Source organism: Catellatospora aurea, assembly GCF_042663325.1.
Taxonomy (GTDB): Bacteria; Actinomycetota; Actinomycetes; order Mycobacteriales; family Micromonosporaceae; genus Catellatospora; species Catellatospora aurea.
The window spans coordinates 1-25,862 of record NZ_JBHTAC010000027.1 but is presented as its reverse complement, the minus strand read 5'-3'; the positions used below and the strand labels follow the sequence as shown (position 1 = coordinate 25,862).

Annotated in this window: 26 protein-coding genes; 23 read left to right on the top strand and 3 right to left on the bottom strand. The window is 69.8% G+C overall.

What is annotated here, in order from left to right; all coding sequences use genetic code 11:
- Nucleotides 1-1,260: an SUKH-3 domain-containing protein gene (locus tag ACFQO7_RS23850; protein WP_376808438.1), complete on the bottom strand. Its 1,260-nt coding sequence runs from the start codon at nt 1,258-1,260 to the stop codon at nt 1-3.
- A gap of 227 nt (nt 1,261-1,487) precedes the next feature.
- Between ACFQO7_RS23850 and ACFQO7_RS23845 the strand changes: the two genes are divergently transcribed.
- The 6 genes from ACFQO7_RS23845 (at nt 1,488) to ACFQO7_RS23820 (ending at nt 7,487) form a co-directional block, all read left to right on the top strand.
- A complete protein-coding gene (locus ACFQO7_RS23845; protein ID WP_376808437.1) occupies nt 1,488-5,399 on the top strand; it encodes a WXG100-like domain-containing protein in 3,912 nt (1,303 codons plus the stop codon).
- Nucleotides 5,396-5,890: a DUF6301 family protein gene (locus ACFQO7_RS23840; protein WP_376808436.1), complete on the top strand. Its 495-nt coding sequence runs from the start codon at nt 5,396-5,398 to the stop codon at nt 5,888-5,890. Before ACFQO7_RS23845 ends, ACFQO7_RS23840 begins: the two co-directional genes overlap by 4 nt.
- The gene (locus ACFQO7_RS23835) at nt 5,887-6,294 is read left to right on the top strand and encodes a TY-Chap domain-containing protein (protein WP_376808435.1); all 408 of its coding nucleotides are present in this window, start codon (nt 5,887-5,889) and stop codon (nt 6,292-6,294) included. The genes ACFQO7_RS23840 and ACFQO7_RS23835 overlap by 4 nt, the downstream gene beginning before the upstream one ends.
- A gap of 185 nt (nt 6,295-6,479) precedes the next feature.
- On the top strand, nt 6,480-6,806 hold the full coding sequence (locus tag ACFQO7_RS23830; RefSeq protein ID WP_376808434.1) for a PadR family transcriptional regulator: 327 nt from the start codon (nt 6,480-6,482) through the stop codon (nt 6,804-6,806).
- Nucleotides 6,803-7,159 (top strand): DUF1048 domain-containing protein, encoded by a 357-nt coding sequence (locus tag ACFQO7_RS23825; protein ID WP_376808433.1) that lies wholly within the window; start codon nt 6,803-6,805, stop codon nt 7,157-7,159. The genes ACFQO7_RS23830 and ACFQO7_RS23825 overlap by 4 nt, the downstream gene beginning before the upstream one ends.
- 1 nt (nt 7,160) lies before the next feature.
- Nucleotides 7,161-7,487 (top strand): DUF1048 domain-containing protein, encoded by a 327-nt coding sequence (locus tag ACFQO7_RS23820; RefSeq protein ID WP_376808432.1) that lies wholly within the window; start codon nt 7,161-7,163, stop codon nt 7,485-7,487.
- 31 nt (nt 7,488-7,518) lie between these two features.
- Here ACFQO7_RS23820 and ACFQO7_RS23815 read toward each other — a convergent pair whose 3' ends face one another.
- Nucleotides 7,519-7,749: a hypothetical protein gene (locus ACFQO7_RS23815; protein ID WP_376808431.1), complete on the bottom strand. Its 231-nt coding sequence runs from the start codon at nt 7,747-7,749 to the stop codon at nt 7,519-7,521.
- Nucleotides 7,750-7,877: 128 nt separating this feature from the next.
- On the opposite strand from ACFQO7_RS23815, the gene ACFQO7_RS23810 reads away from it, so the two are divergent.
- From ACFQO7_RS23810 to ACFQO7_RS23785, 6 genes are all read left to right on the top strand, one after another.
- Nucleotides 7,878-8,207: a PadR family transcriptional regulator gene (locus ACFQO7_RS23810; RefSeq protein WP_360540461.1), complete on the top strand. Its 330-nt coding sequence runs from the start codon at nt 7,878-7,880 to the stop codon at nt 8,205-8,207.
- 12 nt (nt 8,208-8,219) lie between these two features.
- Complete coding sequence (locus ACFQO7_RS23805; RefSeq protein WP_376808430.1) at nt 8,220-9,080, top strand: pentapeptide repeat-containing protein; 861 nt, start codon at nt 8,220-8,222, stop codon at nt 9,078-9,080.
- 15 nt (nt 9,081-9,095) lie between these two features.
- Entirely contained in the window at nt 9,096-9,863 is a 768-nt protein-coding gene (locus ACFQO7_RS23800) for an ABC transporter ATP-binding protein (RefSeq protein WP_376808429.1), read from the top strand.
- Between the two features lie 29 nt (nt 9,864-9,892).
- Nucleotides 9,893-10,621, top strand: coding sequence for an ABC transporter permease (locus ACFQO7_RS23795; RefSeq protein ID WP_376808509.1), 729 nt, complete (start codon nt 9,893-9,895; stop codon nt 10,619-10,621).
- A gap of 67 nt (nt 10,622-10,688) precedes the next feature.
- Nucleotides 10,689-11,483, top strand: a complete 795-nt coding sequence (locus tag ACFQO7_RS23790) for an alpha/beta fold hydrolase (RefSeq protein WP_376808428.1) — start codon at nt 10,689-10,691, stop codon at nt 11,481-11,483.
- A gap of 69 nt (nt 11,484-11,552) precedes the next feature.
- Entirely contained in the window at nt 11,553-11,975 is a 423-nt protein-coding gene (locus ACFQO7_RS23785; RefSeq protein ID WP_376808427.1) for a hypothetical protein, read from the top strand.
- Between the two features lie 11 nt (nt 11,976-11,986).
- Here ACFQO7_RS23785 and ACFQO7_RS23780 read toward each other — a convergent pair whose 3' ends face one another.
- Entirely contained in the window at nt 11,987-13,921 is a 1,935-nt protein-coding gene (locus ACFQO7_RS23780) for a potassium transporter Kup (protein ID WP_376808426.1), read from the bottom strand.
- 174 nt (nt 13,922-14,095) lie between these two features.
- Here ACFQO7_RS23780 and ACFQO7_RS23775 point away from each other — a divergent pair, with 174 nt between their 5' ends.
- The 11 genes from ACFQO7_RS23775 (at nt 14,096) to ACFQO7_RS23725 (ending at nt 25,540) form a co-directional block, all read left to right on the top strand.
- A complete protein-coding gene (locus ACFQO7_RS23775; RefSeq protein WP_376808425.1) occupies nt 14,096-14,254 on the top strand; it encodes a hypothetical protein in 159 nt (52 codons plus the stop codon).
- A 334-nt stretch (nt 14,255-14,588) separates the two neighbouring features.
- A complete protein-coding gene (locus ACFQO7_RS23770) occupies nt 14,589-15,113 on the top strand; it encodes a hypothetical protein (protein WP_376808424.1) in 525 nt (174 codons plus the stop codon).
- Between the two features lie 926 nt (nt 15,114-16,039).
- Nucleotides 16,040-16,222 (top strand): K(+)-transporting ATPase subunit F, encoded by a 183-nt coding sequence (gene kdpF / locus ACFQO7_RS23765; RefSeq protein ID WP_376808423.1) that lies wholly within the window; start codon nt 16,040-16,042, stop codon nt 16,220-16,222.
- 22 nt (nt 16,223-16,244) lie between these two features.
- Complete coding sequence (gene kdpA, locus ACFQO7_RS23760) at nt 16,245-17,915, top strand: potassium-transporting ATPase subunit KdpA (protein ID WP_376808422.1); 1,671 nt, start codon at nt 16,245-16,247, stop codon at nt 17,913-17,915.
- Nucleotides 17,916-17,948: 33 nt separating this feature from the next.
- Complete coding sequence (kdpB, locus tag ACFQO7_RS23755; RefSeq protein ID WP_376808421.1) at nt 17,949-20,108, top strand: potassium-transporting ATPase subunit KdpB; 2,160 nt, start codon at nt 17,949-17,951, stop codon at nt 20,106-20,108.
- Between the two features lies 1 nt (nt 20,109).
- Nucleotides 20,110-20,991, top strand: coding sequence for a potassium-transporting ATPase subunit C (locus ACFQO7_RS23750; RefSeq protein WP_376808420.1), 882 nt, complete (start codon nt 20,110-20,112; stop codon nt 20,989-20,991).
- An 81-nt stretch (nt 20,992-21,072) separates the two neighbouring features.
- Nucleotides 21,073-23,649, top strand: a complete 2,577-nt coding sequence (locus ACFQO7_RS23745; protein ID WP_376808419.1) for a sensor histidine kinase — start codon at nt 21,073-21,075, stop codon at nt 23,647-23,649.
- The gene (locus tag ACFQO7_RS23740; protein ID WP_376808418.1) at nt 23,646-24,350 is read left to right on the top strand and encodes a response regulator; all 705 of its coding nucleotides are present in this window, start codon (nt 23,646-23,648) and stop codon (nt 24,348-24,350) included. The genes ACFQO7_RS23745 and ACFQO7_RS23740 overlap by 4 nt, the downstream gene beginning before the upstream one ends.
- Nucleotides 24,351-24,411: 61 nt before the next feature.
- The gene (locus ACFQO7_RS23735) at nt 24,412-24,549 is read left to right on the top strand and encodes a hypothetical protein (RefSeq protein WP_376808417.1); all 138 of its coding nucleotides are present in this window, start codon (nt 24,412-24,414) and stop codon (nt 24,547-24,549) included.
- Between the two features lie 132 nt (nt 24,550-24,681).
- Complete coding sequence (locus tag ACFQO7_RS23730; protein WP_376808416.1) at nt 24,682-24,837, top strand: hypothetical protein; 156 nt, start codon at nt 24,682-24,684, stop codon at nt 24,835-24,837.
- Between the two features lie 145 nt (nt 24,838-24,982).
- Complete coding sequence (locus ACFQO7_RS23725) at nt 24,983-25,540, top strand: hypothetical protein (protein ID WP_376808415.1); 558 nt, start codon at nt 24,983-24,985, stop codon at nt 25,538-25,540.
- Nucleotides 25,541-25,862 lie beyond the last annotated feature (322 nt).

The following is a 25,862-nucleotide window of genomic DNA, read 5'->3' as shown; positions in this document are numbered from 1 at the left end:
TCAGAGTCCTCCCAGTCCGGTCAGCTCCATCGTGCCGTCGTCGCGCACGCGGTCGGGTGAGTGTCCCAGCGTCAGCGCGGTGACGGCGACGTCGAAACCGTGGCCGTAGCACCATTCTCCGCCCTGGTCCGCGGCGAACACGCGGCCGTCGGCGTCGACGGCGAGCACCGCGCCGTCGTCGTCGAGCCCGACGGGGAACACCGCGCGGGCCAGGCGGCGGCCCAGGTCGGTGAGCACGTCCCGGACCCCGGCCAGGCCGTCGTGGCCGATGCGGTACGGGGTGACCCAGTGCTGGGCGCCGCGGCCGCGCACGGTCATCAGCAGCGACGGGCCGTACTCGGCGAAGATCTGGCGGGCCGGTTCCAGCGGGGGCAGGCCGGTCTGGTCGGCGATCTGCTCGACGACCGCCTCGGCGAGGCTGAGGCGGTCGGCCGGGTCGGGGAAGGCCCCCCAGCCGGCCTCGTTGAGCGCCGCGGTGACCATCGCCGGGAACCGGGTGCCGGCCAGCTCGTTGCGGGGGTGCGGCGTGACGGGGTCGGTGAGCTGCAGCAGCGCGGCGTCGAGCAGGCCGAAGTCGATCCAGGCGCGTAGGCAGCCCGCGCACGGTGTCGCGGCGGCCGGCTGCGGGGTAGCCCCGTCGCGCAGGTGGTTCAGCCGCACGCGGGCGCGGCCGAGTTCGTCGCGGGCCTGTTCGAGGCTGGTCGGGGCGAGTCCGGCGGCGGCACGGGCGGCGTCGGCACGCAGCAGCCAGTCCGACAGCACGATCAGCTCGGCGTGCCGGGACTGGCCGCGGGTCTTCATCCCGCCGGGTTGCGCGCTCAGCCACGCCGCGACCAGGGGGTGGTGCACCGGCTCGGCGTCGACTTTGGAGCCGACGGCGGTCACGGTGCGGCCGTCGGGGAAGGTCAGCACGGCGCTGACGTTCAGCGAGTCGTCCAGGCCGCCGGCGCGGCCGAGCCGCTGCACGGCGCCGACGGCGCGACGCGCGGCGACCCGGGTGGGGTCGCGACGCCACTGGTCGTGGGCCTGCTCGGCGGCGATGGAGCCGAAGACGGCCTCAGCGCCGGTGGCCCGCTCGATCAGTGTCTTCGCGCCGGAGCCGGGTGCGGCCGTCTGGCCGGCGGCCGGGGTGGCCCAGACCACGAAGACGTCGGGGAACTCCTGCACCCAGCCGCGCCACAGCGGACCGGAGGGGTCGCTGCTCGACCGCGCCAGGCCGGTGGCGACCTGTTCGGCATCGCTGCGGGTGAACACACTCACCAGGCGAGGCTACCGTGGCCGCACGGGCCGCACCGTCCCAGGATGTGCCACGCATATGGGGCTTATGTGGAGCGATACCCGCGCATTTCGCACTGTGATCCGTACCGCACGGAACGAGGTCTGCGTGGTGACCGCCGGTGCGATAGTTTGCAGGCTCGGCTGCCGTGTCGAAGTCCGGTCAGGAGGGTGGAGCCGTGTCTGTACTGCCTTCCCCGATCCCGAATCCGATGGAGTTGCTGCATGTGCCCTCGGAGGTGCGGCCGCTGCTGGAGTGGGTCATCGGCGCCGACTGGCCGGACGGCAACGAGGAGATCATCTGGGATCTCGCCGACGAGTGGTTCAAGGCCGCCGACCGGGCGTCCGGGCCGTTGCAGGACGCGGCCGCCTATGTGACCGACGCCGTGTCGGCGGCGGGCGGCACCCAGACCCAGCTCGGCGAGGCGGTCAAGCTGAGCTGGGACAAGCTCGGCGCGACCGCTGAGTCGGCGCTGCCCCAGCTGATCTCGATCCTCGACGTGATGGGCCAGGTGGTCGAGGCCGCGGGGCAGGACATCCAGGCCGCGAAGATCGAGTTCTGGATCGAGCTGGTCCTGTTCGTCATCGAGGTCATCGCGCTGATCGTGGCGGCGTTCTGCACCTTCGGCGCGGCCTCGGCAGGCATCCCGGTGCTGCAGATGGCCACCCAGTACACCATCCGGCAGATCATCAAGAAGCTGCTCAAGGAGCTCGCCGAGAAGGGCATGAAGGAGCTCACCAAGGCCGCCCTCAAGAAGATGATCAAAGAGGGCGCCAAGGAGGCGCTGGAGGAACTGGTCACCGAGACCGCCATCCAGGGCGCGCAGATCGCCGACGGGCACCGCGACGGCTTCGACGGCATGGCCATCGGCATGTCCGGGGTCGCGGGCTTCGCGGGCGGATTCGCGGCCGCGGGGGTGAACCTCAAACTCGGACCGGGCGGCGGCTTCGTCCGCAACATGCGCAACGACGTGCTCGCCGAAGTGGCCGGCGATGTGGCGGGCAACCTCGCCACCGGCAATCTCCCCGGCCTGGACGACGTCGGCATGGCGGCCACGTCCGGCGCGCGCTCCAGCATGCTCGGGCAGGGCGCCAGCGGCCTGGACAACCTCACCGCGAACATCAACTCGCAGGTCCAGAACCTCAACCAGCTGGCCGGCGGCAGCCAGACCCTGCCGAGCGGGTTGACCGGCGATCCGTCGACCACGGGCGGTCGGCCGCCCGGCAACCAGGTCGACACCGGCGGCGCACCCCCCGGCCCGCAGTCGACCGCCACGACCGGCACGAATACCGGCAGCACCCACCATCCGTCGACCGTGTCGTCATACGGTGGCGCCCCCTCGCAAGGACCGTCGCTGAGCGGTATCGCGCCACCGGCCGTCGCGGGGGTCGGCATCGACGCCACCGCGGCGGGACCGCTGCGCGTCGACGCCGCCACCGCCGTCGACGCCGCACCACCGCCCGGCCAGCAGGCCGCGCAACAGGCCGCGACCGCCCAGCAGGCCGCCACGCAGCAGGCCGCCGCGAACGTGCAGGCGGCCAACCAGTCCGCACCAGGCCAGCAGACGGCCGCGTCGCCAGGGTCCAACAGCGGCACCTCGGCCAACCCCGCGACGACGACCCGCGCACCGGCACCGGCCTCGCTCGCCGGTGTGCCGACGCAGACCACCGGCGGGCTGACCACGACGGCCGGCACATCGGTCTCCGCATCGGCCTCCCTCCCGTCGCCGGGAACCTCGACCAGCCCCGGCATCACCGCGAACGCCTCCACCAGCACGGCGGCGAACCCGGGCGGGCTCACCGCAGCCTCGACCGACACCCGGCCGGGCTCCCCGGGCACGACACCGGTCACGGCCACCACGACGCCTGCGCCGACCAGCACTCCGGTGACGACCAGCCCGGTGACCAGCACGCCGGCCACCGGCAGTACGCCCCCCGGGACCGCGACACCCCCGCCGGCAACCCCCGCCGCCGGAACCCCGGTCACCGCCGGTCCTGCTCCGAGCGGCCGCGCCGGCACCGACCCCACGGCTGCGGTGCCCGCGACCGACGGAACGCAGCTGTCGGACAGGGACGCGGCCAGGCTCGATCGCGCCGCGAGGATCACCGCGGCCATGCAGTGGATGGCCACGCACCGCGACGCGCTGAGCCCGAGCAACCTCGGCGGCCGAGTGGTCGACCTGGCCCGGGTGCGCCTGCGCGCCGAGACCTCCGTCCAGTCGCTCTACAACGACCGGCGCGCCGACCCGAACGCCGACGTCGAAGTAGGCCCCGACCTGCGGCAGCGTCGCCGGATACTCACCGACGCCCTGCAGGCCACCCAGGACCGCGACACCCCCGCGCCCGGCGGCCTGGACCCGGCCGCGTCGCCCGCCGACGGCCCGCCCCCGGGAATCGAGGACAGCCGCCAGTACGGCGAGCCCGACGGTCACACCATGCCGACCGTCGCCCAGCAGCGCGACCTGGAGGCGTCGCTGCCCCGCAACCCCGACGGCTCCTTCCCGCCCCACGTGTCACCCGACACCGGCTGGGGCGCGGCGTTCGACCCCGTGTCTCCGCAGGACGACCCGACCCGCGCCACCGCCTGCGTCGACCGGGCACTGGCCTTCGCCTCGACCTACGCCGGCCTGCCCCGCGTCGCCGCCGGGCGCACCCCGACCCCCGACGGCAGCATCCCGCCCCCGGCCCCGGACGGGCACCTGCGCATCCAGCAGGTGCTGGGCACCGACTTCCAGCAGCTCACCTCGGACCTCGGCGCCATGGACCCCCGGCTCGCGGCGGCCGCGGTCGCCGCGGGCTTCGATCAGCTCGAACTCAGCCTGAGCCGACCCGGTTCCCAGGGCATCGTGTGCTTCCAGCGCGCCGACGGCACCGCGCACGTCATCAACGTCATCAACCACGACGGCGAGATCCGCTATTACGACGGCGGCACCCGGCTCGGCCGCCCGCCGTTCACCGACGGCGTCACCCGCATGGACGGCCTCGCCCTCGACCCGCAACTGCGCCCCCTCACCGTCGCCGACGCCCCGCCCGGCCACTGGGCACCCGCCCCGGACCACGGCGGAACCCCCGCGCCGAGCACCCCGGGCAGCACCTTGCCCACCGCGCCGGACGTGCCGCGCTACACCCGCGACGACCTCACCCCCACCGGACGGATGGACGGCCGGACCCAGCGCCGCGAGCTGATGCTCGGCGACGACGGGTTCGACCACTACCCGGGCGACCCGGTGGGCACCCGCCGCAACGAGAACGGCCAGCTGCTCGACGGGAACAACCAATACTGCACCGACGACAACAAGCTGCCCCCGGAAGGCGTGGTGGGCAGCGACCTGCCCAACGCCGTCGCCCTGCCGGTCGACACCACCACCGAGGCCGGGGCCGCGTTCGATGCGGGCGTCACCGCCCACCAGCAGACCAGCAGGGACAAGGAGACGATCTGGCGTACGCAGGTCGCGCCGCTGATCCCGCAGATCACCGCCGCCGGGTTCACCGTCGACCGCAACACGTTCGGGTCGGAGAACCAGAACACCCGGGACTTCCGGCTGGCGATGTCGATGGTGCTGTCCCCGGCCGAGATGGCGGCCCTGCAGAAGGCGCTCGACGACTACCACAACATCTGCCGGGACCTGGTACGCGCCAGCGAACGGCTCGGCCTGCTCGCCGGCGACTACGTCACCGAGCAGCTGTACCAGGGAAGCAGGCTGGTCACCGGCGGTGTGGACGAGCCCGGTCGGCTCGCCACGTTCGACCGTGTCCTGGTCAGCGCGGGCGACCCACCGATGGTGGTCCTCATCGAGGAGAAGGGCGCCGGCGCCGAGCTGGGCACCCGGTGGGTCCCGGACCCGGCCAACCCCGGCGGGCCGAGGATCAACGCGCAGCAGACGTCCCCGGAGTACGTGCGCGGCGTCCTGGCCATCGACGTCTACCTGCAGCCGGTGATGGAAGCCGACCCCGACCTCGCCCGGGCCATGCACGAGCTGCTCACCGCGGGCCGGCTGGAGTGCCTGGTGGTGCGCGGCCGGCCCGACGGCAGGATCATGATCCAGGTCGCCACGCTGGACCCGGACCGGCTGCGGGCCGACGGCATAAGATTGGTCGGCTACGAGCCCGAGGAGCAGCAGTGACCGACTTCAGGACCGCCGACCCCGCCGCCGTGCACACGACGCTGACCGTCGTACGCGACTGGCAGTGGGCCTGGTCGGCCGACGAGGTCCCGGCGCTGATGGCGCGACTGGGCTGGAGCACGGTCGAGTCGCTCCCCGACGGTCCGATCGTCGCCCGGGCGAGCTGGGACCTCGGAAGACTGCTGCAGATGATCAGCATCTCCCGCGGCCGGGTCCGCAGCCTCGACATCCGGTTCTCGGGCATCAACCACTGGCCGCCCGTCGACGCCGACGCGGCCCCGATCAACGACAGCTTCGTCGAGGTGATCGCGGCCGCCGAGGCGGTGTTCGGCCCGGCCGACGAGTCGTCCCCGGGCAAGACGCCGTCGCAGGTGTGGTGGCTGCCCGACTGCGTCGTGGGGATCACCCGTGCCAGCGCGGGGGTCGCCGCCGAGTGGACGGAGCGCACGTTCTTCGAAGAGCGGCGCGACCTCGACCGGAGCGCCCTGTGAGCGACTGGAGCGACTTCGCCGTCCGGCTGCGCCGTGATCTGGCCGACCTGGCCGACGAGGACATCGTGATCCTGCTGTACGGCGCCCGCGGTGTGCAGTTCGTGCAGACCCCGCGGCTGCTGCTGACCGAGGCGATCATGGGCTCGGTCCATGCGCCGCCGGTGGCGGAGCACGAGCATTCGGCACTGGTCGAGCTCGGGTGGATCCCGCCGGACGTGCCCCGCTACACGAACTGGCACCGCGAGCTGCCGTGGCCCGCGACCTCGGCGCAGTACGACGCCACGACGTCGAGATTGGTGCACACGTTGCGCGACGTGCTGGGCGTCGCGGACCCGTCGGACCTGGCGGTCAAGGCGTGGAACGACAAGACCCATGACGCTTTGAGCCTGTCCATCACGGCCTGAGCGAGAGCACCGGTTCCCGGCCGCTGCCAGGCGGCTGCTTCGCCATGCTCTTGGTCCACCGCGTCGAACGCTCGGATCAGGGGCGGCTTCGGTCGGTATTAAGTGTTGCTAGGTACCGGTAGCTAGTGCTACGTTGTAGCGGTAGCCAGTGGCACTGAGTACCTGGACGGCGAAGAAGGGGCGCTATGGAGAATCTGACGGAGATGCTGAAGGGCACCCTTGAGGGTTGCGTGCTCGAAATCATCCGGGCCGAGGAGACGTATGGATACGCCATCACTCGCCGGCTCAACGACCTGGGCTTCGCCGACGTCGTCGAGGGCACGGTCTACACCATCCTGCTCCGGCTGGAGAAGAACGGACTCGTCCAGGTGACGAAACGGCCGTCCGAGGTGGGCCCGCCGCGCAAGTTCTACTCGCTCAACGACGCCGGCCACGCCGAACTGGCGTCGTTCTGGGCGAAATGGCAGTACGTCTCATCACGTATCGACAGTCTTAAGGAGGGCGCGAGATGAGCTTCTGGGAAACCATCACCGGCAGCGATCTCACCAGGGAATGGAAGGCGTTCGAGGTCCGAGCGCAGGCCTTGCCGGCCGAGTACCGGTCGGCGTGGGAGCAGATCAAGAGCAACCTCTTTCCCTATGGCGATTTCACCGGTCGCAATCTGATGCCGATCCTCGACTCGGCTCTCGGGCTGCTCGAGGAGGCGGCGGCGGACGGGCAGGGCATCGGTGAGGTGCTCGGCGACGACATCCCGGGGTTCTGCGCGGCGCTGGCCGGCGGAGAGGGGTCGCGCACCTATCGCGACCGGTGGCGCGAGCAGTTGAACAGGAACGTCGCCCGCAAACTGGGCCGGCTAGGAGGCTGACGTGGGAATCCAGGACATCATCGAGGGCAAGAAGCAGTGGCGGGCCCACGTGGCGCGAGTCAAGGCGCTGCCGCCGGACTACCGGATCGTCTACAAGGAGATGCAGAAGTACCTGTTCAAGGTCGGACCGATCGACCTCGCCGACGGGGGTCTGCTTCCCGGAATCGTCGACTTCTTCGAAACCGGTGCCGCCGACGGCAAGGGAGTGCTGGAACTTATCGGCACCGACGTCGCCGCCTTCTGCGACGACCTGATCAAGGACTCGCGCACCTACGCGGACGCCTACCAGGAGTCCATCGGCGCGAAGCCCGGCACCGACGAGAAGTGACCGTCGGCCGGCGTGTGCCGCCGGTCCGTTCCTAGGCGTCGGCGTCGAGTTCGGCCAGGATGTCCGCGGCATCCTGGTTGCCTGCGGCCGCGAGGCGCCGCAGATCCGCGAAATCCTCCTGCTCTGCCGCCGACTCGACGAGCTGGTCGAGCGCATCGGCGCTGCCCCCGTCGGCCAGACGTCGTAGCAGGGCAAGGTCGCCGTTCTCCGCGGCCTGCTCGATCAACTGCGCGACGTCGTCCGGGCTGAGCGCGTCTTCCATGGTGCTGACTCCTCGGCGTTGCCAGATCTGAGGCACCTTCGTTACCTCGCCAAGCAACTTACCACGTGTATCCAAGTACCTTGACAGCCACAGTAGTGGGACCTACGTTGTACCCCAAGAGGTGAGATATGAGCGCGAACAAGGTCACGTCCGACCTGCTGCGGGGCAACACCGACACGATGATCTTGCGGCTGCTGATCGAGGCGGACCGCTACGGATACGAGATCGTCAAGCTGATCGCCGAACGCTCGCAGGGCGAATACGAACTGAAGGAAGCCACGATGTACTCCAGCGTCCGGCGGCTGGAAGCCGACGGTGACATCACGTGGTACTGGGGCGATGAATCCCAGGGCGGCCGCCGCAAGTACTTCAAGATCACCGAAAAGGGTCGCGCAACCTACGCGAACAACAAGACCACGTGGGAGTACGCCAAGCGTGTGCTCGACACGCTGCTGTAAGGGGAAACAGCCATGACCGACAAGATCAGCCAGTACCTCGACGGCGTCTTCGCGCCCTACGAGGGCACCAGGAGCGTCACCGAACTGAAGGCCGACCTCCTCGCCGACCTGCAGGAGCGCTACCGCGAGCTGCGTGCCGAAGGCAAGGACGAGGCGACCGCGTTCGAGCTCACCGTCGACAGCATCGGCGACATCGAGGAGACGGTGCAGGAGGTCACGAACCTGTCGCGGACCCTGGAGCGCCAGGTCGTGACCCGGTTCGACGCCAGCTCGCTGGAAGGCAGCGACTTCGCCGGCGTGTCGGCGCGGCAGGGCCGATTCGGGTCCAGCGCGCTGCGCGGCTCGGACTTCTCCAACGCCGACCTGGCCGGCAGCAGGTTCAAGAGCAGCGACATGAAGGACACCAACTTCGACGGCGCGAACCTGACCGACGCGGTGCTGACCACAGCCGAGCTGAAGGGCTCCACGTTCCGTCGGGCGCGCCTGGTGCGCACCGACTTCAGCATGTCGGGCCTGTTCGAGGTCCGGTTCGAAGACGCGGCACTCACCGACGTCGCGTTCCGCCAGACCGATCTCAAGCGCACCGTCTTCGAACGCTGCACCTTCACCGGCGTCGACTTCACCCAGTCGGACCTGCGCGGGCTCGTCTTCGACGGCGAGACTTTCACCGGCGTGAAGTTCGACCAGGCCGGGCTGGAGGGCATGTCCCTGCGCGGGGCGATCCTGCGCGACTGCTCCTTCCGCGGCGGCTGGAGCAAGAAGTACTACAAGGCCCTGCGCACCGTGAACTTCGACGGCGCCCGCATGGACAAGCTCACCTACGCCGCCCTCAAGGGCATGGGGTTCACCCCCGCCAACGTGATCGTCGAGTAAGGAGACACCACCCCCATGAGCACCTCACCCCCCGCCATCCACGTCAGTGGACTGCGCAAGTCATACGGAAAGCTCGAAGTCCTCAAAGGCGTGGACTTCACCGTCGCGGCCGGGAGCATCTTCGCGCTGCTCGGCTCCAACGGCGCCGGCAAGACCACCGCTGTGCGCATCCTGTCCACGCTGCTCAAGCCGGACGCGGGAACCGCGACCGTGGCGGGCTTCGACGTCGTGGCCCAGCCGCAGCGGGTCCGCGAGTCGATCAGCCTCACCGGCCAGTTCGCCGCGGTCGACCAGATCCTCACCGGCCGCGAGAACCTCATCATGGTCGCCAAGCTGCGCCAGGTGAAGAATCCGGGCCAGGTCGCCGACGACCTCCTGCGACGATTCGACCTCACCGACGCCGGCGGCCGCCGGGTCGCGACCTACTCCGGCGGTATGCGGCGTCGCCTGGACGTCGCGATGAGCCTCATCGGCAACCCGAAGGTCATCTTCCTCGACGAGCCGACCACCGGCCTGGACCCCGAGGCCCGCATCGAGGTCTGGAAGGAGATCCAGGGCCTGGCCGACAGCGGCACCACCGTCCTGCTCACCACGCAGTACCTGGAGGAGGCCGAGAAGCTCGCCGACCGGATCGCGATCCTGCACCAGGGCACCATCATCGTCTCCGGCACCCTCGCCGAACTGCGCAAGCTCCTGCCCGCGGCGAAAGCCGAACTCGTCGAACGCCAGCCCACCCTCGAAGAGGTCTTCCTCGCCGTCGTCGGATCCAAGGAGCAGTCGTGAGCACGCACGTCCTCAGCAACACCGGTGTCATGCTCGGCCGCTCGATCCGGCACGTCACCCGCAGCATGGACACCATCATCACCGTCACGATCATGCCGATCGCGTTCATGCTGCTGTTCCGGTACGTGTTCGGCGGCGCGATCCAGGCCGGGACGGGCAACTACACCAACTACCTGATGCCCGGCATCCTGCTCATCGCTATCGCCAGCGGCATCTCCTACACCGGATTCCGTCTGTTCAACGACATGCAGAGCGGTATCTTCGAGCGGTTCCACTCCATGCCGATCGCCCGGTCCGCCGTACTGTGGGGACACGTGCTGACCTCGGTGGTCTCCAACGCCATCTCCGCGGTCGTCATCGTCGCCGTCGGGCTGCTGATGGGTTTCCGGACCTCGGCCGGAGTCCTCGCCTGGCTGGCCGTGGCCGGGATCCTGGCGCTGTTCACGCTCTCGCTGACCTGGGTCGCGATGATCGCCGGACTGGCGGCGTCGTCGACCGACGGAGCCACCGCGTTCTCGTACCCGCTGATCTTCCTGCCCTTCCTCAGCTCCGCGTTCGTGCCCACCGCCACGATGCCGGGTCCGGTGCGAGCCTTCGCGGAGAACCAGCCGGTCACCTCGATCGTCAACGCGATCCGGGCGCTGTTCGACCAGCAGCCGGTCGGCAACGACATCTGGATCGCGCTCGGCTGGTGCGTCGGCATCCTCGTCGTCGCCTACGCGTTCGCGATGCGCGTCTACCGCCGCAAGATCGCCTGATCAGGCCGCCCGCCACCGCGCGGGCGGCCTTACCCCTTCAGCCGCCCCACCCCGGAAAGGCAGCCCCATGACCATCGAACACGCCGCCTGGACCGGCATGCTGCCGGTCGAGGACACCGAGCTGTATGTGACCGACACCGGCGGCGCCGGCCTGCCCGTCGTCTACCTCAACGGCGCGTACGCCGACCAGTCCCACTGGCGGCGCGTCATCGCCGACCTCGGCGTCGACTACCGGCACATCACCTACGACGAGCGCGCCCGCGGCAAGTCCAAGCGCTCGGCCGACTACTCCTTCGAGGCGTGCCTGCGCGACCTGGACGCCGTCCTGCAAGCCAGGGGCGTGGACCGGGCACTGCTGGTCGGCTGGTCCTACGGCGGCATCCTCACCTGGCACTGGACCGACCGCAATCCCGAGCGCGTCCTCGGGGCCGTGACCGTCGACGCCTTCCCCGTCGGCCTGACCGGCGAGGAAGGCCACGCCCGGATCCGCAAGCTGTTCCGGCGGATGCGGTGGCTGTTCCCGATCGCCGCCCGCCTCGGCCTGGCCGCCAGGATGACCGCCGACCAGCACGCCGACGTCAACATCGAGCTCAACGAGATCGCCGCGGCGAGCATCCCGGTCCTGGAACGGCTGACCCGCCCCGTGCGGTTCGTGCTGGCCACCGGAGACAGCCTCGGCAGCAAGGACGGGGAGATGGACGAGGGCCGAAAGGTCCTTGACCCGATCATCGCTCGCAACCCCAACATCACCGTCAGCACCAAGGTCGCCAGCAACCACAGCAAGATCCTGCGCAACGACTCCCCGGCCGTCGCCCAGACCGTCCGCACCCTTGTAGCCGGCAATGGCCACCGCGCCGGATGAGCGCCTACCGGAACGGTCCACGCGCCGCCACGGACCACGGTCCCCGTCCAGCAGGGCTAATCTGCCGATGTGGAAGCCGAGCCGGGAAAGAGTTATCCGTTCTTTGCGGGCAGGCCCCGTCTGGCAGCGGCCTTCGTCGTCCTCGTGCTCGCGGTGGTGGCCGGTGCACACCTGTTCGCCCACCATCTCGAGATGCAGCCACCTCGCAACGACCCGGTGACCCTCGAGCAGTTGCGGTTGCGGTTCGCGGACAAGGCGTGGGAGCCCGATCTCGCCGCCGCCCATTGGGACTCGCGGCAGCTGTCCCTGACGGTGTTCGTGGCCGGCGCAGACCGGCAGCAGGCGCTGGACATGTGCGCCGACATCACCGCCGTCGTGGTCGAGCACACCGGTGGGAGACGAAGGCTCACCATCTACACGACGCCCCCGCGCACGATGCTGGCCACGAACTTCCTGGTCAGTGAGGATCACTGCTACTGGCGGGGAGGCTGAGGGGCCGTCGGCTACACGTCGATGTGGCTGCCCATGATGATGGTCCGGTCGCGGGGCAGGCCGAAGTGGGCGGCGGCGTCGGCGGTGATGTAGGACGTGGCGATGAACAGCCGCTTGAGCCAGTCGGCCATCGTCGGTTCGGGACCCCGCCGTAGCTCGATCTTGGACAGGAAGTACCTCGCGTTGTCGAGGTCCAACGGCCCCTCGGTGGCGGCCGGGTCCAGGGTGCGCAGCGCGGCGGGCACGTCCGGGGTGTCCATGTATCCGAACCGGGCGGTCACGTGGGTGATGCCGTCATCGGCGTAGCCGAGGTCGTCGACGGTCACCCGCTCTTCGGCGGGCACGTACGGCACGGTGTCGGTCTCCAGGGACATGATGACCACGTGCTCGTGCCGGACGTGGTTGTGTTCGAGGTTGGCGCGCAGCGCCAGCGGGGCGGTCTGCTTGCCCCGGTTGAGGAAGATCGCCGTGCCCGGCACCGTCGCGGTCGTCGCGCGGCTCTCGCGCAGCTGCTCGACGAACTCGGGCAGGGTGCCCTCGGTGCGCTCGCGTTCGGCGGTGACGACCTGACGGCCCTTCTGCCAGGTGGTCATGATGGTGAACGCGGTGAGGCCGATGAGCAGCGGCAGCCACGCGCCGTGGACCAGCTTGGTCAGGTTGGCGGCGACGAACAGCAGGTCGACGCCGAGCAGCAGGGCCGCTCCGGTGCCCAGCAGCCACCAGGGGGTGCCCCACTTGAGCCGGGCGACGTAGAAGAACAGCAGCGTGGTGATGGTGATGGTGCCGGTGACGGCCATGCCGAAGGCGTACGCGAGCGCGGCGGAGGTCTGGAACGCGAACACCAGGGTGAGCACGGAGACCATGAGCAGCCAGTTGATCCACGGTACGTAGATCTGGCCCATGGTGGACTCGGAGGTGTGCGCGATGCGCAGCCGCGGCAGGTAACCCAGCTGCGCGGCCTGTGAGGCGACCGAGTACGCGCCGGTGATGACAGCCTGGGAGGCGATGACGGTGGCGGCGGTGGCCAGCACGACCAGTGGCAGCCGGGCCCAGCCGGGGGCGAGCAGGAAGAACGGGCTGCTGATGTTGGCGTTGTCTTCCAGGATCAACGCGCCCTGGCCGAGGTAGCTCAGCACGCAGGCGGGCAGCACGAGCCCGAGCCATCCGTAGGTGATCGCCATGCGGCCGAAGTGGCCCATGTCGGCGTAGAGGGCCTCGGCGCCGGTGACCGACAGGACGATCGCGGCGAGGGCGAAGAACGCGATGCCGAAGTGCTGGGACAGGAAGCTCAGCGCGTACGTGGGGGACAGGGCTTTGAGGATGTCGGGGTGGTGGGTGATGCCGGCGATCCCGAAGACGGCGATGACCAGGAACCAGGCGATCATGACGGGGCCGAAGACGCGGCCGACGGCGGCGGTGCCCCGGCGTTGCACCATGAACAGCGCCACGATGATCACGGCGGTGACCGGGATGATCGCAGGTTCCAGGTCGGGGTTGACGGTTTTCAGGCCTTCGATCGCGGACAGCACGGAGATCGCCGGGGTGATCATGCTGTCGCCGAAGAACAGCGCCGCGCCGAAGATGCCCAGCGCCGCGAGCACTGCCGCGATCTTGCCGCCGCGGCCGGAACTCCAGCGGCGCAGCAGCGTGATCAGGGCCATGATGCCGCCCTCGCCCTGGTTGTCTACGCGCATGGCCAGCAGGATGTAGGTGACCGTCACGATGATCATCACGGACCAGAAGATCAGGGAGACGACGCCGAACACGTTGTCGACGCTGACCGGCACCGGGTGCGGGTCGGCCGGGTTGAACACCGTCTGCATGGTGTAGATCGGGCTGGTGCCGATGTCGCCGAACACGACACCCAGCGCGCCGACGATGACGGCGAGCCGCACCACATCGTGTGCGCCGGTGCTGTGCCCCGGCCCTTGCTGGCGGCTTGTCACGGAATGTCTCCTGCGCATGGGTTTCCGGCTCTTCGGTGTCGTGCGGGACAATACCGGCCTGGTGGGGAGCGCCTGCGCACCACCGCTCGGCCTGGTGCGTCCCGACCGCCCCGAGAGGGCAGGACCGTGCCGGGAGGGCATCCGATTCGCCCGCCCGACCTGCGGACCGGCGACGTGATCGCGGTACCGGGCTGCGGCGCTCACCATTTCCCGCTGGCGTCCAACTACGACATGGTGGGCAGGCCACCGCTGGTCACGGTCAGGGACGGCCAGGCACGGGTGTTGGTGCGCGGGGAGACCCTGGAAGACGTGTTGCGCCGCGACGCGGCGTGACCGACGCGGCGTGACCGACGCGGCGGCAGGCAGACGGGGGTCATCGCCCGGTCTGCCTGCCGCCGACACGTTCTTCATGATGCAATCCCACGCCAGCCGTGTGCGGGCGCCGAGATGTTGCGGCGCTGTAAAGACTTCGACACTGCGCGCATGGATTGCGTCAAGATGCACACCCATCGCTGCTGTGATCGGTTTGACTGGTCGCATCGACCGGTTGCCTCGACCAGCGCTGGTCGCGCAGGCCGCAGGCAGGTCTGCTCCACGTGTCGCGGTGCGGGCGCCGGGACCAGCGACAGTCGATCCGGCGCGGGCAGATGCCAGGAACGAGGTACCGATGCGGCAGTCCGGCGGCGGACACGGCATGTGGCGGGGTGCGGCGCAGGGCCGACAGGCGGCCGTGACGCTGGTCGGTGCGGCGGCCGCCGCGGTGGCGGTCGCGGTGGGGCTGATCCCGGTGACGGGCGCGGCGGGGTGGGAACTGGCTGCGGCGTACGCGATCACCGCTGCGGTGGTGCTGTGCTACCTGGCGGTGCTGCTGTTGTGGCGGGCTGCCCAGGTCTGGCGGATCGACGTCCAGGTCGACCCGCACATGGTGCGGATCCGCAGCGCGCTGCTGCCGGTCGCCGCCACCACGCTGCCGGTCGACGTCGTGCGGTCGGTGCGGATCGTGCAGGTGCTCGCGCCGTGGCAGGGTGATCCCACGTGGTGGCTGCTGCCGGACCGGAGTGCCGCGCTGGTCGCGCGCGGCGGTCCCGGTCTGCAGCTCGAGCTCGAATCCGGTCGGCTCTTGTCGGTCAGCGTCGACAACCCGGAGCAGGCCGTCACCTACCTACGCCGCCTCGGAGTGGCGGCGGCTTGACCGGCGGGCCCACCGGACCCGAGCGAGATTGAGGTAGGCCAGGGAGCTCCTTGTCGGTACCGGATTCGCGCCTCGTCGAGGCGATTTGCGGTGATGCTCGGCTGCCGGCGGGCCTCTGCCTAGAGCGTATGGGCGCTGAGCGGCTGCAGCCGCCATGAAGGCGTGGTGATTCGGTGCGCGGGCGTACGGAAGCCGTCAAGATTCTGGCTGGGCTGGGCCTGGTCTGGGTTGACTGGCCGTCGCGGTCGGATCCGTCGGCCGCTGCAAGGAGAGCCAGATGCCAGTGATCGCGGGTCGCGGAGCCGATCGTCGCGAGCCGGCAGGGTCGCTGAGGCATGCCCCGCGCATCCGCTCCGGCGCGCCGGCACGCGCAGACCGGGGACGTCTGGCAGGGCGCAGCCCGAAGGCTGGCGCCGCTCGCTGATCATGCTGGAGATCGCGGTGGGGCTCTGCCTCGCCGCCGTGGCGCTGGTGGACGGGGTCGCCCCACGGGCGGGGGTGCTCGGCGGCGCGTACGCGATAACCGCCGCGGTGCTGGCTTTGTACACGGCGGCGATCCTGGCCGGCCGAGCGCTGGGCACCTGGCGGCTGGTGGTGAGAATCGACGCGCATCGGCTGCGGCTGCGGGGCCGCCGCCGGCGCTGCAGCTGCTGCTCGACACCGGGCGGGTCCTCACCGTCAGCGTCGACCACCCCGAGCAGGCGCTTGCGGCGCTCGGCGACCGGGCTGGGGCCGGCGCCGCGCACACCAGGACAGAGGTGCAGCTCACGTGCCCGTCAAGAGGCCGTCAATAAACCCGCCCGCGGCGTAGCGATGGCGTCAAGAGCCCTTACGCGGTGATCGCCACGGGGATTGGATTACCCCGTTCCGCTCCGGGGTCACCCCGTGAACGGACATGATACGGGCAAACTGCCACAAACACTCTCATGAAGGAGGCGCGCGATGGCCGATCTGGCCTACGTGCTGCTCACGGTGGGTCTGTTCGCAGTGCTCGCCCTCGTCGTACGAGGAGCGGAGCGACTGTGACTGCCAACCTGGTCGGCCTGCTGATCGCCTGCGCACTGGCGGTCTTCCTGGTCTTCGCCCTGCTGTTCCCTGAGAAGTTCTGACGATTCGGAGAGTTGTCCTCAGATGAGTACGACAGCCGCGGGAGTGATCTTCATCCTCTCGCTCATCGTGGCGCTGGCGGTGGCCTACCGCTACCTCGGTGACTACATGTTCCGTGTGGTCGCCGCGGAGCGCCACGGCCGCGTCGAGCGCGGTGTCTACAAGGTGCTCGGCGTCGACCCGAACGCGGAGCAGTCCTGGGGCGTGTACGCCCGCAGCGTCCTGGCGTTCTCGCTGATCTCGATCCTGTTCCTGTACGCCTTCCTGCGCCTGCAGGACCTGGTGTTCAAGGTCCCGGACTTCGCGACCTCGATCAACGACCGGGTCTGGCCGGACCTGGCCTGGAACACCGCGGTCAGCTTCGTGACGAACACGAACTGGCAGGCCTACTCGGGTGAGTCGACGATGACCCACCTGGCGCAGATGGCCGGTCTGGCGGTGCAGAACTTCGTCTCCGCGGCGGTGGGCATCGCGGTGGCCGTGGCCCTGGTCCGCGGCTTCGCCCGCCGTAAGAGCGAGCAGTTGGGCAACTTCTGGGTCGACCTGACCCGGATCACGCTGCGCATCCTGCTGCCCATCGCGGTGGTCGGAGCGGTGCTCCTGATCATCGGCGGTGTGGTGCAGAGTCTGGGTGACGGCACCATGCTGTCCACGCTGACCGGCGCGCAGCAGCACATCACCGGCGGCCCGGTGGCCTCCCAGGAGGCGATCAAGGAACTGGGCACCAACGGCGGCGGCTTCTACAACGTCAACTCGGCGCACCCGTTCGAGAACCCGACGACGTGGACGAACTGGCTGGAGATCTTCCTGCTGCTGTGCATCCCGTTCGCGCTGCCGCGGGTCTTCGGGCGGATGGTCGGCGACAACCGGCAGGGCTACGCGATCCTCGTCGTCATGGCGATCCTGGCCGTCGGCAGCATCGCGCTGACCAACGTCTTCGAGCTCAACGGCGCGGGGACGGTCCCGCAGGCGGTGGGCGCCGCGCTGGAAGGCAAGGACGTCCGGTTCGGCGTCTCGGACTCGGCGACGTTCGCCGCTGCGACGACGCTGACCTCGACCGGTGCGGTCAACTCGTTCCACGACTCGTACACCGCGCTCGGCGGCATGATGCCGATGATCAACATGATGCTCGGAGAGGTCGCTCCCGGCGGTGTAGGCGCGGGCCTGTACGGCATGCTCATCCTCGCGGTGATCACCGTGTTCGTCGCCGGGCTGATGGTCGGCCGCACGCCGGAGTACGTCGGCAAGAAGATCGGCGCTCGCGAGATCAAATTCGCATCGATGTACTTCTTGGTCACCCCTGCTCTGGTGCTGATCGGTGTCGCCGCGGCGATGGCCACCGGCAACTGGCAGACCCAGGCCAACGTCGGCCCGCACGGCTTCTCCGAGGTCGTGTACGCGTTCACCTCGGCGGCCAACAACAACGGCTCGGCGTTCGCCGGCATCACGGTCAACACGCCGTGGTGGGACACCGCGCTCGGCCTGGCGATGCTGCTCGGCCGGTTCCTGCCGATCATCTTCGTGCTCGGCCTGGCCGGGTCGCTGGCCCGGCAGAAGCCGGTGCCGGCCTCGGCGGGCACGCTGCCCACGCACAAGCCGCTGTTCATCGGCATGGTCGTCGGCGTCGTGGTGATCCTGATCGCTCTGACCTTCCTGCCCGCGCTCGCGCTCGGCCCGCTGGCCGAGGGCCTGTGACCCGGCCTGCGAAGAAATAGACAAGGACAAGAAATGACTGTCACATCAGTGGCAACCCCGAAGGCCCGGGTGGAACCGGGCCGGGTCGGCGGCGGGCTGCTCGACCCGAAGCAGCTGTGGATGTCGCTGCCCGACGCGGTGCGCAAGCTCAACCCGGCGACGCTGTGGCGCAACCCGGTCATGCTGATCGTCGAGGTCGGCGCCGTGTTCACCACGTTCCTGGCGATCACGCAGCCGTCCTGGTTCTCGTGGGCGATCACGATCTGGCTGTGGCTGACCGTGATCTTCGCCAACCTCGCCGAGGCCGTGGCCGAAGGCCGGGGCAAGGCTCAGGCCGCGACGCTGCGCAACGCCAAGAAGGACACCATGGCCCGCCGGCTCGTCGGTTGGTCCGAGGGCGCGGCGGCGAAGCAGTACCGTGAAGAGCCGGTGTCGGCCAGCGCTCTCGCGCAGGGTGACATCGTGGTCGTCGAGGCCGGACAGGTCATCCCCGGTGACGGCGACGTCATCGAGGGCATCGCCAGCGTCGACGAATCGGCGATCACCGGCGAGTCCGCCCCGGTCATCCGCGAATCCGGCGGAGACCGCAGCGCGGTGACCGGCGGCACGAAGGTGCTGTCCGACCGGATCGTCGTGAAGATCACGCAGAAGCCGGGGGAGAGCTTCATCGACCGGATGATCTCCCTCGTCGAGGGCGCGAACCGGCAGAAGACGCCGAACGAGATCGCGCTCAACATCCTGCTCGCCGCGCTGACGATCATCTTCCTGCTGGCCGTGGTCACGCTGCAGCCGATGGCGATCTACGCCAAGAACTGGCAGGGCGCCGCGCTGGACACCGCGTCGTTCGGCCCGGACGGCATCAGCGGCATCGTGCTCGTCTCGCTGCTGGTCTGCCTCATCCCGACCACCATCGGGGCGCTGCTGTCGGCGATCGGCATCGCCGGCATGGACCGCCTGGTGCAGCGCAATGTACTGGCCATGAGCGGTCGGGCCGTCGAGGCGGCGGGCGACGTCAACACCCTGCTGCTGGACAAGACCGGCACGATCACCCTGGGCAACCGCCAGGCGTGGCAGTTCCTGCCCGCGGCAGGCGTCTCCGAGGAGGCCCTGGCGGATGCGGCGCAGCTGTCCAGCCTCGCCGACGAGACTCCCGAGGGCCGCTCGATCGTGGTGCTCGCCAAGGAGCAGTACGGCCTGCGCGCCCGCAAAGAGGGCATGATGCCGCACGCCACCTTCATCCCGTTCACCGCCCAGACCCGCATGTCGGGCGTGGACATCACGGAGGACGGCAAGACCCGGCAGGTGCGCAAGGGCGCGTCGTCCGCGGTCATGAAGTGGGTGCGCGACAACGGCGGACACCCGTCCGACGACGTCGGCCCGGCCGTGGACGCCATCTCCGGCCAGGGCGGCACGCCGCTGGTGGTCGCCGAGCTGGTCCCCGGGCAGCCGGCGCGGGCACTCGGGGTCATCCACCTCAAGGACGTCGTCAAGTCGGGCATGCGCGAGCGGTTCGACGAGATGCGCCGGATGGGCATCCGCACCGTGATGATCACGGGTGACAACCCGCTGACCGCCAAGGCGATCGCCGACGAGGCCGGGGTGGACGACTTCCTGGCCGAGGCGACCCCGGAGGACAAGCTCGCCCTGATCCGCAAGGAGCAGGAGGGCGGCCGGCTGGTCGCGATGACCGGCGACGGCACCAACGACGCCCCGGCGCTGGCCCAGGCCGACGTCGGCGTGGCGATGAACACCGGCACGTCGGCCGCGAAAGAGGCCGGCAACATGGTCGACCTCGACAGCGACCCGACCAAGCTGATCGAGATCGTCGAGATCGGCAAGCAGCTGCTCATCACCCGCGGGGCGCTGACCACGTTCTCGATCGCCAACGACATTGCCAAGTACTTCGCGATCATCCCCGCGATGTTCGCGGTGGTGTACCCGAGCCTGGACGCGCTCAACATCATGCGGCTGTCCAGCCCGGAGTCGGCGATCCTGTCCGCGGTCATCTTCAACGCCCTCGTGATCATCGCCCTGATCCCGCTGGCTCTGCGCGGCGTGCGCTACACGCCGAGCAGCGCGAGCAAGCTGCTGACCCGCAACCTGTGGATCTACGGCCTCGGTGGCATCATCGCACCCTTCATCGGAATCAAGATCATCGACATGATCATCTCGCTCATCCCAGGGATCGGCTGACATGCGTACTCCCAGTTGGATCTCCCAGCACTTCGCCGCACTGCGGGCCGTGCTGTTGTTCACCATCCTGCTCGGCCTGGCCTACCCGCTGGTCATCACCGGCCTCGCCCAGATCCCGGGCCTGAAGGACAGGGCCGACGGCTCCATCGTCGAGGTCAACGGGCAGCCCGTGGGCAGCTCGCTGATCGGGCAGTCGTTCACCGACGCCGACGGCAACCCGGTCAGGAAGTACTTCCAGAGCCGCCCGTCGGCGTCGGGGTACAACCCCGATGCCACCGCCGCTTCGAACCTGGGCCCGGAGAGCATCGAGGACACCCTCGGCGACCCGGCCCTGGACCCGAACTCCGAAGACGGCGACGGCAGCAAGCAGGCCCTGCTCACCCAGGTCTGCTCCCGCTTCAAAGCGGTCGGCGAGCTGGAGGGCGTGGACGGCTCCCGGCCGTTCTGCACCACCGACGGAGTCGGCGCAGTCCTGCGCGTGTTCTACACCGACGGCCTGTCCGGCAAGGTCACCCGCGCCGTCAGCGTCAACCAGGCCTGCCCCGCCACCCCGTTCATCGCCACCTACCAGGGCGTGACCGTGGAGTGCGGAAAGTTCGGCGAGGACTACAGCAAGGGCGTGCTCGTCCCCGTGCGGGGCAGCGCGCCCGAGAAGTCGGCCATCCCGGCCGACGCCGTCACCGCCAGCGGCAGCAGCCTCGACCCGCACATCAGCGTCGAGTACGCCAAGCTGCAGGCCAAGCGCGTCGCTGCCGAACGCGGCGTCAACATCGACAAGGTCAACACCCTGATCGACGAGCACACCGACGGCCGCGCCCTCGGCTTCCTGGGCGAACCCGCCGTCAACGTCCTCGAGCTGAACCTGGCCCTGGACCGCATGTAACGAAAGGAAGGGCACCTTCACATCGCCATGTGTTGTAGAAGGTGCCCTTCCTCACCCCCGCCCCGTCGAAGACAGGTAGTCATGTCCCGAGGCCAGTTGAGGATCTATCTCGGCGCCGCACCAGGCGTCGGCAAGACCTACGCCATGCTCGAAGAGGCGCAACGCCGCCGCGACCGCGGGACCGACGTCGTGGTCGGGTTCGTGGAGACGCACGGACGCAAGCACACCCTGGAGATGATCGGCGACCTCGAACTGGTCGACCGGCGCACCATCGAATACCGCGGCGCGACCTTCACCGAGATGGACGTCGACGCGATCCTCGCCCGCAGCCCCGAGGTCGTCCTGGTCGACGAGCTGGCCCACACCAACGTGCCCGGCTGCCGCAACGCCAAACGCTGGCAGGACATCAACGAACTGCTCGACGCCGGCATCCACGTGCTGTCCACCCTCAACATCCAGCACCTGGAATCGCTCAACGACGTCGTGCAGACCATCACCGGCGTGCCGCAACGCGAGACCGTGCCCGACGAGGTCGTGCGCCGTGCCGAGCAGGTCGAGCTCATCGACATGACCCCCGAGGCGCTGCGCCGGCGCATGGCGCACGGCAACGTGTACCGCCCAGAGAAGATCGACGCCGCGCTGGGCAACTACTTCCGGGTCGGCAACCTCACCGCCCTGCGTGAGCTGGCCCTGCTCTGGCTGGCCGACAAGGTCGACGAGCAGCTCGACAGGTACCGCAACCAGCACAAGATCGACACCATGTGGGAAGCCCGGGAACGGGTCGTGGTCGCGCTCACCGGCGGCCCCGAGGGCGACACTCTCATCCGCCGCGCGGCCCGTATCGCCGATCGTGCGCGGGGCGCGGACCTGCTCGCCGTGCACGTGGCAAGGAACGACGGCCTCTCCGGAGCAGACCCGGCACTGCTGGCCAAGCAACGCATCCTGATCGAGAGCCTGGGCGGCACCTACCACCAGGTCGTCGGCACGGACGTGCCCGGCGCGTTGCTGGACTTCGCCCGCGGCGTCAACGCCACCCAACTCGTGCTCGGCGCCAGCCGCCGCGGCCGCTTCGCGCAGATCTTCTCCCGCGGCGTCGGGGTGACCACCACCGCCGAGTCCGGCGCGATCGACGTACACCTGGTCACCCACGCCGAAGCCCGCCGCGGCCGGCTCGCCCAGCCGACGGCCGCCAGCGCGCTGTCCACCCGGCGCCTGCTGGCCGGATACGGCCTGGCCGTGCTCGGCCTGCCGCTGCTGGCCCTGGTGCTGTACCAGTTCGGCAATCTCAACCTCGGCACAGACATTCTGCTGTTCCTCGCCGCCGTCGTCGCCGTGGCACTGGTCGGCGGCATGTGGCCGGCGATCCTCGCCGCGATCGGCGGATCGGCGCTGCTCAACTACTTCTTCGTCCCCCCGATAAGGCGGTGGACCATCACCGACCAGGAGAACCTCCTGGCCCTGGTCGTATTCGTCGTCGTGGCGATCGCCGTCAGCGCCACCGTCGACAAAGCCGCCCGCCGCACCCGCGAAGCCGCCCAGGCCGGCGCGGAAGCCTCGACCCTGGCCACGGTCGCCGGCGGCGTGCTGCGCGGCGACCGGCCGCTGGCCGCGCTGTTGCAACGCCTGCAGGAGACCTTCGGCCTCGAATCGGTCACCCTGCTCGAAGCACGCGACGACGCCCCGCACAGCCCCGACCGCCGCCAGGAGATCTCCATGTGGCGAGTTGTGGCCACAGTCGGTGGGCTGCCGTGCTTCGCACCAGGCGAAGCCGACACCGACGTGCCCGTCAGCGAGAACCTCACCCTCGTCCTACGCGGCCGGCCACTGGCTGCAGCAGACCGTCGCATCCTGGAAGCATTCGCCTCCCAAGCCGCGCTCGCCCTGCGCCAGGAACGCCTGGCCGAACAGGCCGCCACCGCGCTGCCGCTGGCCGAAGCCGACCGCATGCGCACCGCGCTGCTCGCCGCCGTCAGCCACGACCTGCGCACCCCCCTCGCCTCGGCGAAAGCCGCGGTCGACAGCCTGGCCAGCGACGAGGTCGACTTCGATGACACCGATCGCGCCGAGCTGCTGGCCACCGCCGCCGAGTCGTTGAACCGGCTCAACCGTCTGGTGGAGAACCTGCTCGACATGAGCCGCCTGCAGGCTGGAGTCCTCGGCGTGTCCCGGCGTGCGATGGGCTTCGAGGAGGTGGTGCCACACGCACTCGACGAACTCGGCACCACGGGACGGGACGTGCGCATGCGCATCCCCGCTGACCTGCCCGCCGTCGACGCCGACCCCGGGCTGCTGGAACGGGTGCTGGTCAACGTCATCGGCAACGCGCTGCGCTACAGCCCGCCGGACCAACCGCCCCTGGTCAAGGCCAGCGCGCACGCCGGACGCGTCGAGCTGCGGATCGTCGACCACGGCCCGGGCATCCCCGAGACCGATTGGGACCGGGTGTTCCTGCCGTTCCAGCGCGCGGGCGACCGCAGCAACGACACCGGAGTCGGCCTCGGCCTGGCCTTGGCCCGCGGGCTGAGCGAAGCCATGGACGGCACTCTGACACCGGAGACGACCCCAGGGGGCGGACTGACAATGGTCCTGTCGCTACCCGTGGCACACCCGCCAGAAAGCATTCCCGAGACCGCGCCGGCCGGAAAGACAGCATCATGACCAAGGTCCTCATCGTCGACGACGAACCGCAGATCGTCCGCGCACTGCGGATCAACCTGCGCGCCCGCGGCTACGACATCGAGATCGCCGGTGACGGCGCGACCGCGCTCCGAGTGGCCAGCGCCTACCACCCCGACGTCCTCGTACTCGACCTCGGCCTGCCCGACATGGACGGCGTCGACGTCATCCGCGGCCTGCGCGGCTGGACGGCGGCCCCGATCATCGTGCTCTCCGGCCGCACCGGCAGCGAGGACAAGGTTCAAGCCCTCGACGCCGGCGCCGACGACTACATCACCAAACCGTTCGGCGTCGACGAACTGCTCGCCCGCATCCGAGCCGTCACCCGCCGCCACTCCGCCACACCCGACGCGCGCAGTGTCGTGCAGATCGGCCGCTACCGCGTCGATGTCGCCAACCACCAGGTCAGCGACACCACCGGAGGCGGCGACCTGCGCCTGACACCCACCGAATGGCAGCTGCTCGGCGCGCTTGTGCGCAACCCCGGCAAGCTGGTCACCCACCGGCAGCTCCTGCACGACATCTGGGGCCCCCAGTACGCCACCGAGACCAACTACCTGCGCCAGTACATGGCCCAGCTGCGCCGCAAACTCGAACAGGACCCGGCCCACCCGCGCCAGCTGCTGACCGAGCCGGGCATGGGCTACCGGTTCGTACGGTTGCCCGACAGCAGCACTTCATGACCGGAGCCGGGTTCCGCCGTTTCCGGCGTCACGCCGCCTCGGCTGTCGATATGGTCGATTCGTGAGCCGATGGCCCGGCCGTGATCGTCTGGCGTGGGCAGCGGCCGTGCTGGGGCCGGTAGCCGTCTCGCTGATCTGCGTGCCGTTCCGGGCGAGGCTGGCCAACACCCACGTCGCGCTGCTGTCGGCGTCGCTGTGACGGAGCTGGCGATGTGGGGCCGCCGGCAGCAGGAGCACGCCGCCCGCGAAGCGGGTTATCTCGCCGGGCTGCGGGCCGCAGCGACGGCCGGCGCGACCGGTGGGTCGGCGACCAGCCTCGTGCGCGACGTGCGTGACCAGCTCGTCGAAGTACTCGACCTGGCCGACTGCCGGTTCGAACGTGGTGTGGGGCGGTCTGGGAGACCCGCCGCGGCTGCTGCGCGACGGCAGCGTCGTCTGGCATGGCAGGCCCTGGGACGCGGACCAGGTCGGAGCAGTACTGGGCTGAGCGAGCCGTGCCGGTGACCGGCATCAACACGGCGTCAAGAATGCGCCCGCCGCTGTAGGGAACTCGTCAAAGCCACTTCCCGGCAGACACGGCACGGGCCACGGTGATCCGGACACGATCGTTCGAAGGTGCGGTGACAGATGGCATGAGCATCCTGGCGACGCTGGCGTCCGTAGGGGGCACCGTACTGGCGGTGCTGCTGGCGGCCCGCATCCATGCCTTCATTCCCAGCCGCGACCTGGTGGAACTCGACGCAGCCGCCCGGGACGTCGTCACCTCGGCCACCACCGCCAAGGGCACACTGCGGGTCATCGCCACCGCCCCCCACCCGCAGGCGCTCCCGCCCGTGCCGCGAGGTGGCCGGAATGTGGCCGACGGGCAGGCGGTGTTCCTGGAGTTCGCCGGCCCTGCTCCCCGGCGGGGCGTCATCGAGGTGCAGGGCCGCGACGAGCACGGGTTCGCCGTGCTCGCCGTGCGAGGTGCCGCACCTGGCAAGGCCTTGGCTGCGGTCCTGCTGCACCTGCGCGACGCGTACGCCATCGTGCCTCGCGCGGACTTCGCCTGGCCCAGCGGCTCACACCGCCGCAGCCTGATCAGATTTCTGCTCCTCGGGTCCGGGCACCTGGCCGCGGTGACCGTGGCCGTGCTGCGCAACGCCGAACCCGATCCGGCTCGGCGTCCGCGCATCCACGTCGGCCCCTAGCCGCACACGTCGGCGTCGGCTGACCGCCAGGGACGGCTCACGTCCGGCCTGGCGCGTGGTCCCCGCTCGGGTCGGCCGAGTCTTGACGAAATTTTGACGCTCAGAGCACCCGGCGAAGCCCTATCGTGTCCGAGGCTCATTACAGGACTCGGCGAGGGCATCGGAAGGTCATGGGCAACGCGGCACAGCAAGAGGCGATCGAATACGCCATCCCCGCATCCGTCGGAGCCCCGGGGCCCGCCCCGAAGCCGCAGGGCCGGTTCACCGGCTGGCTGCTGCAGCACCGGGTGCAGCCGGTCGGGCCGGAGGCCGACGAGAGCCA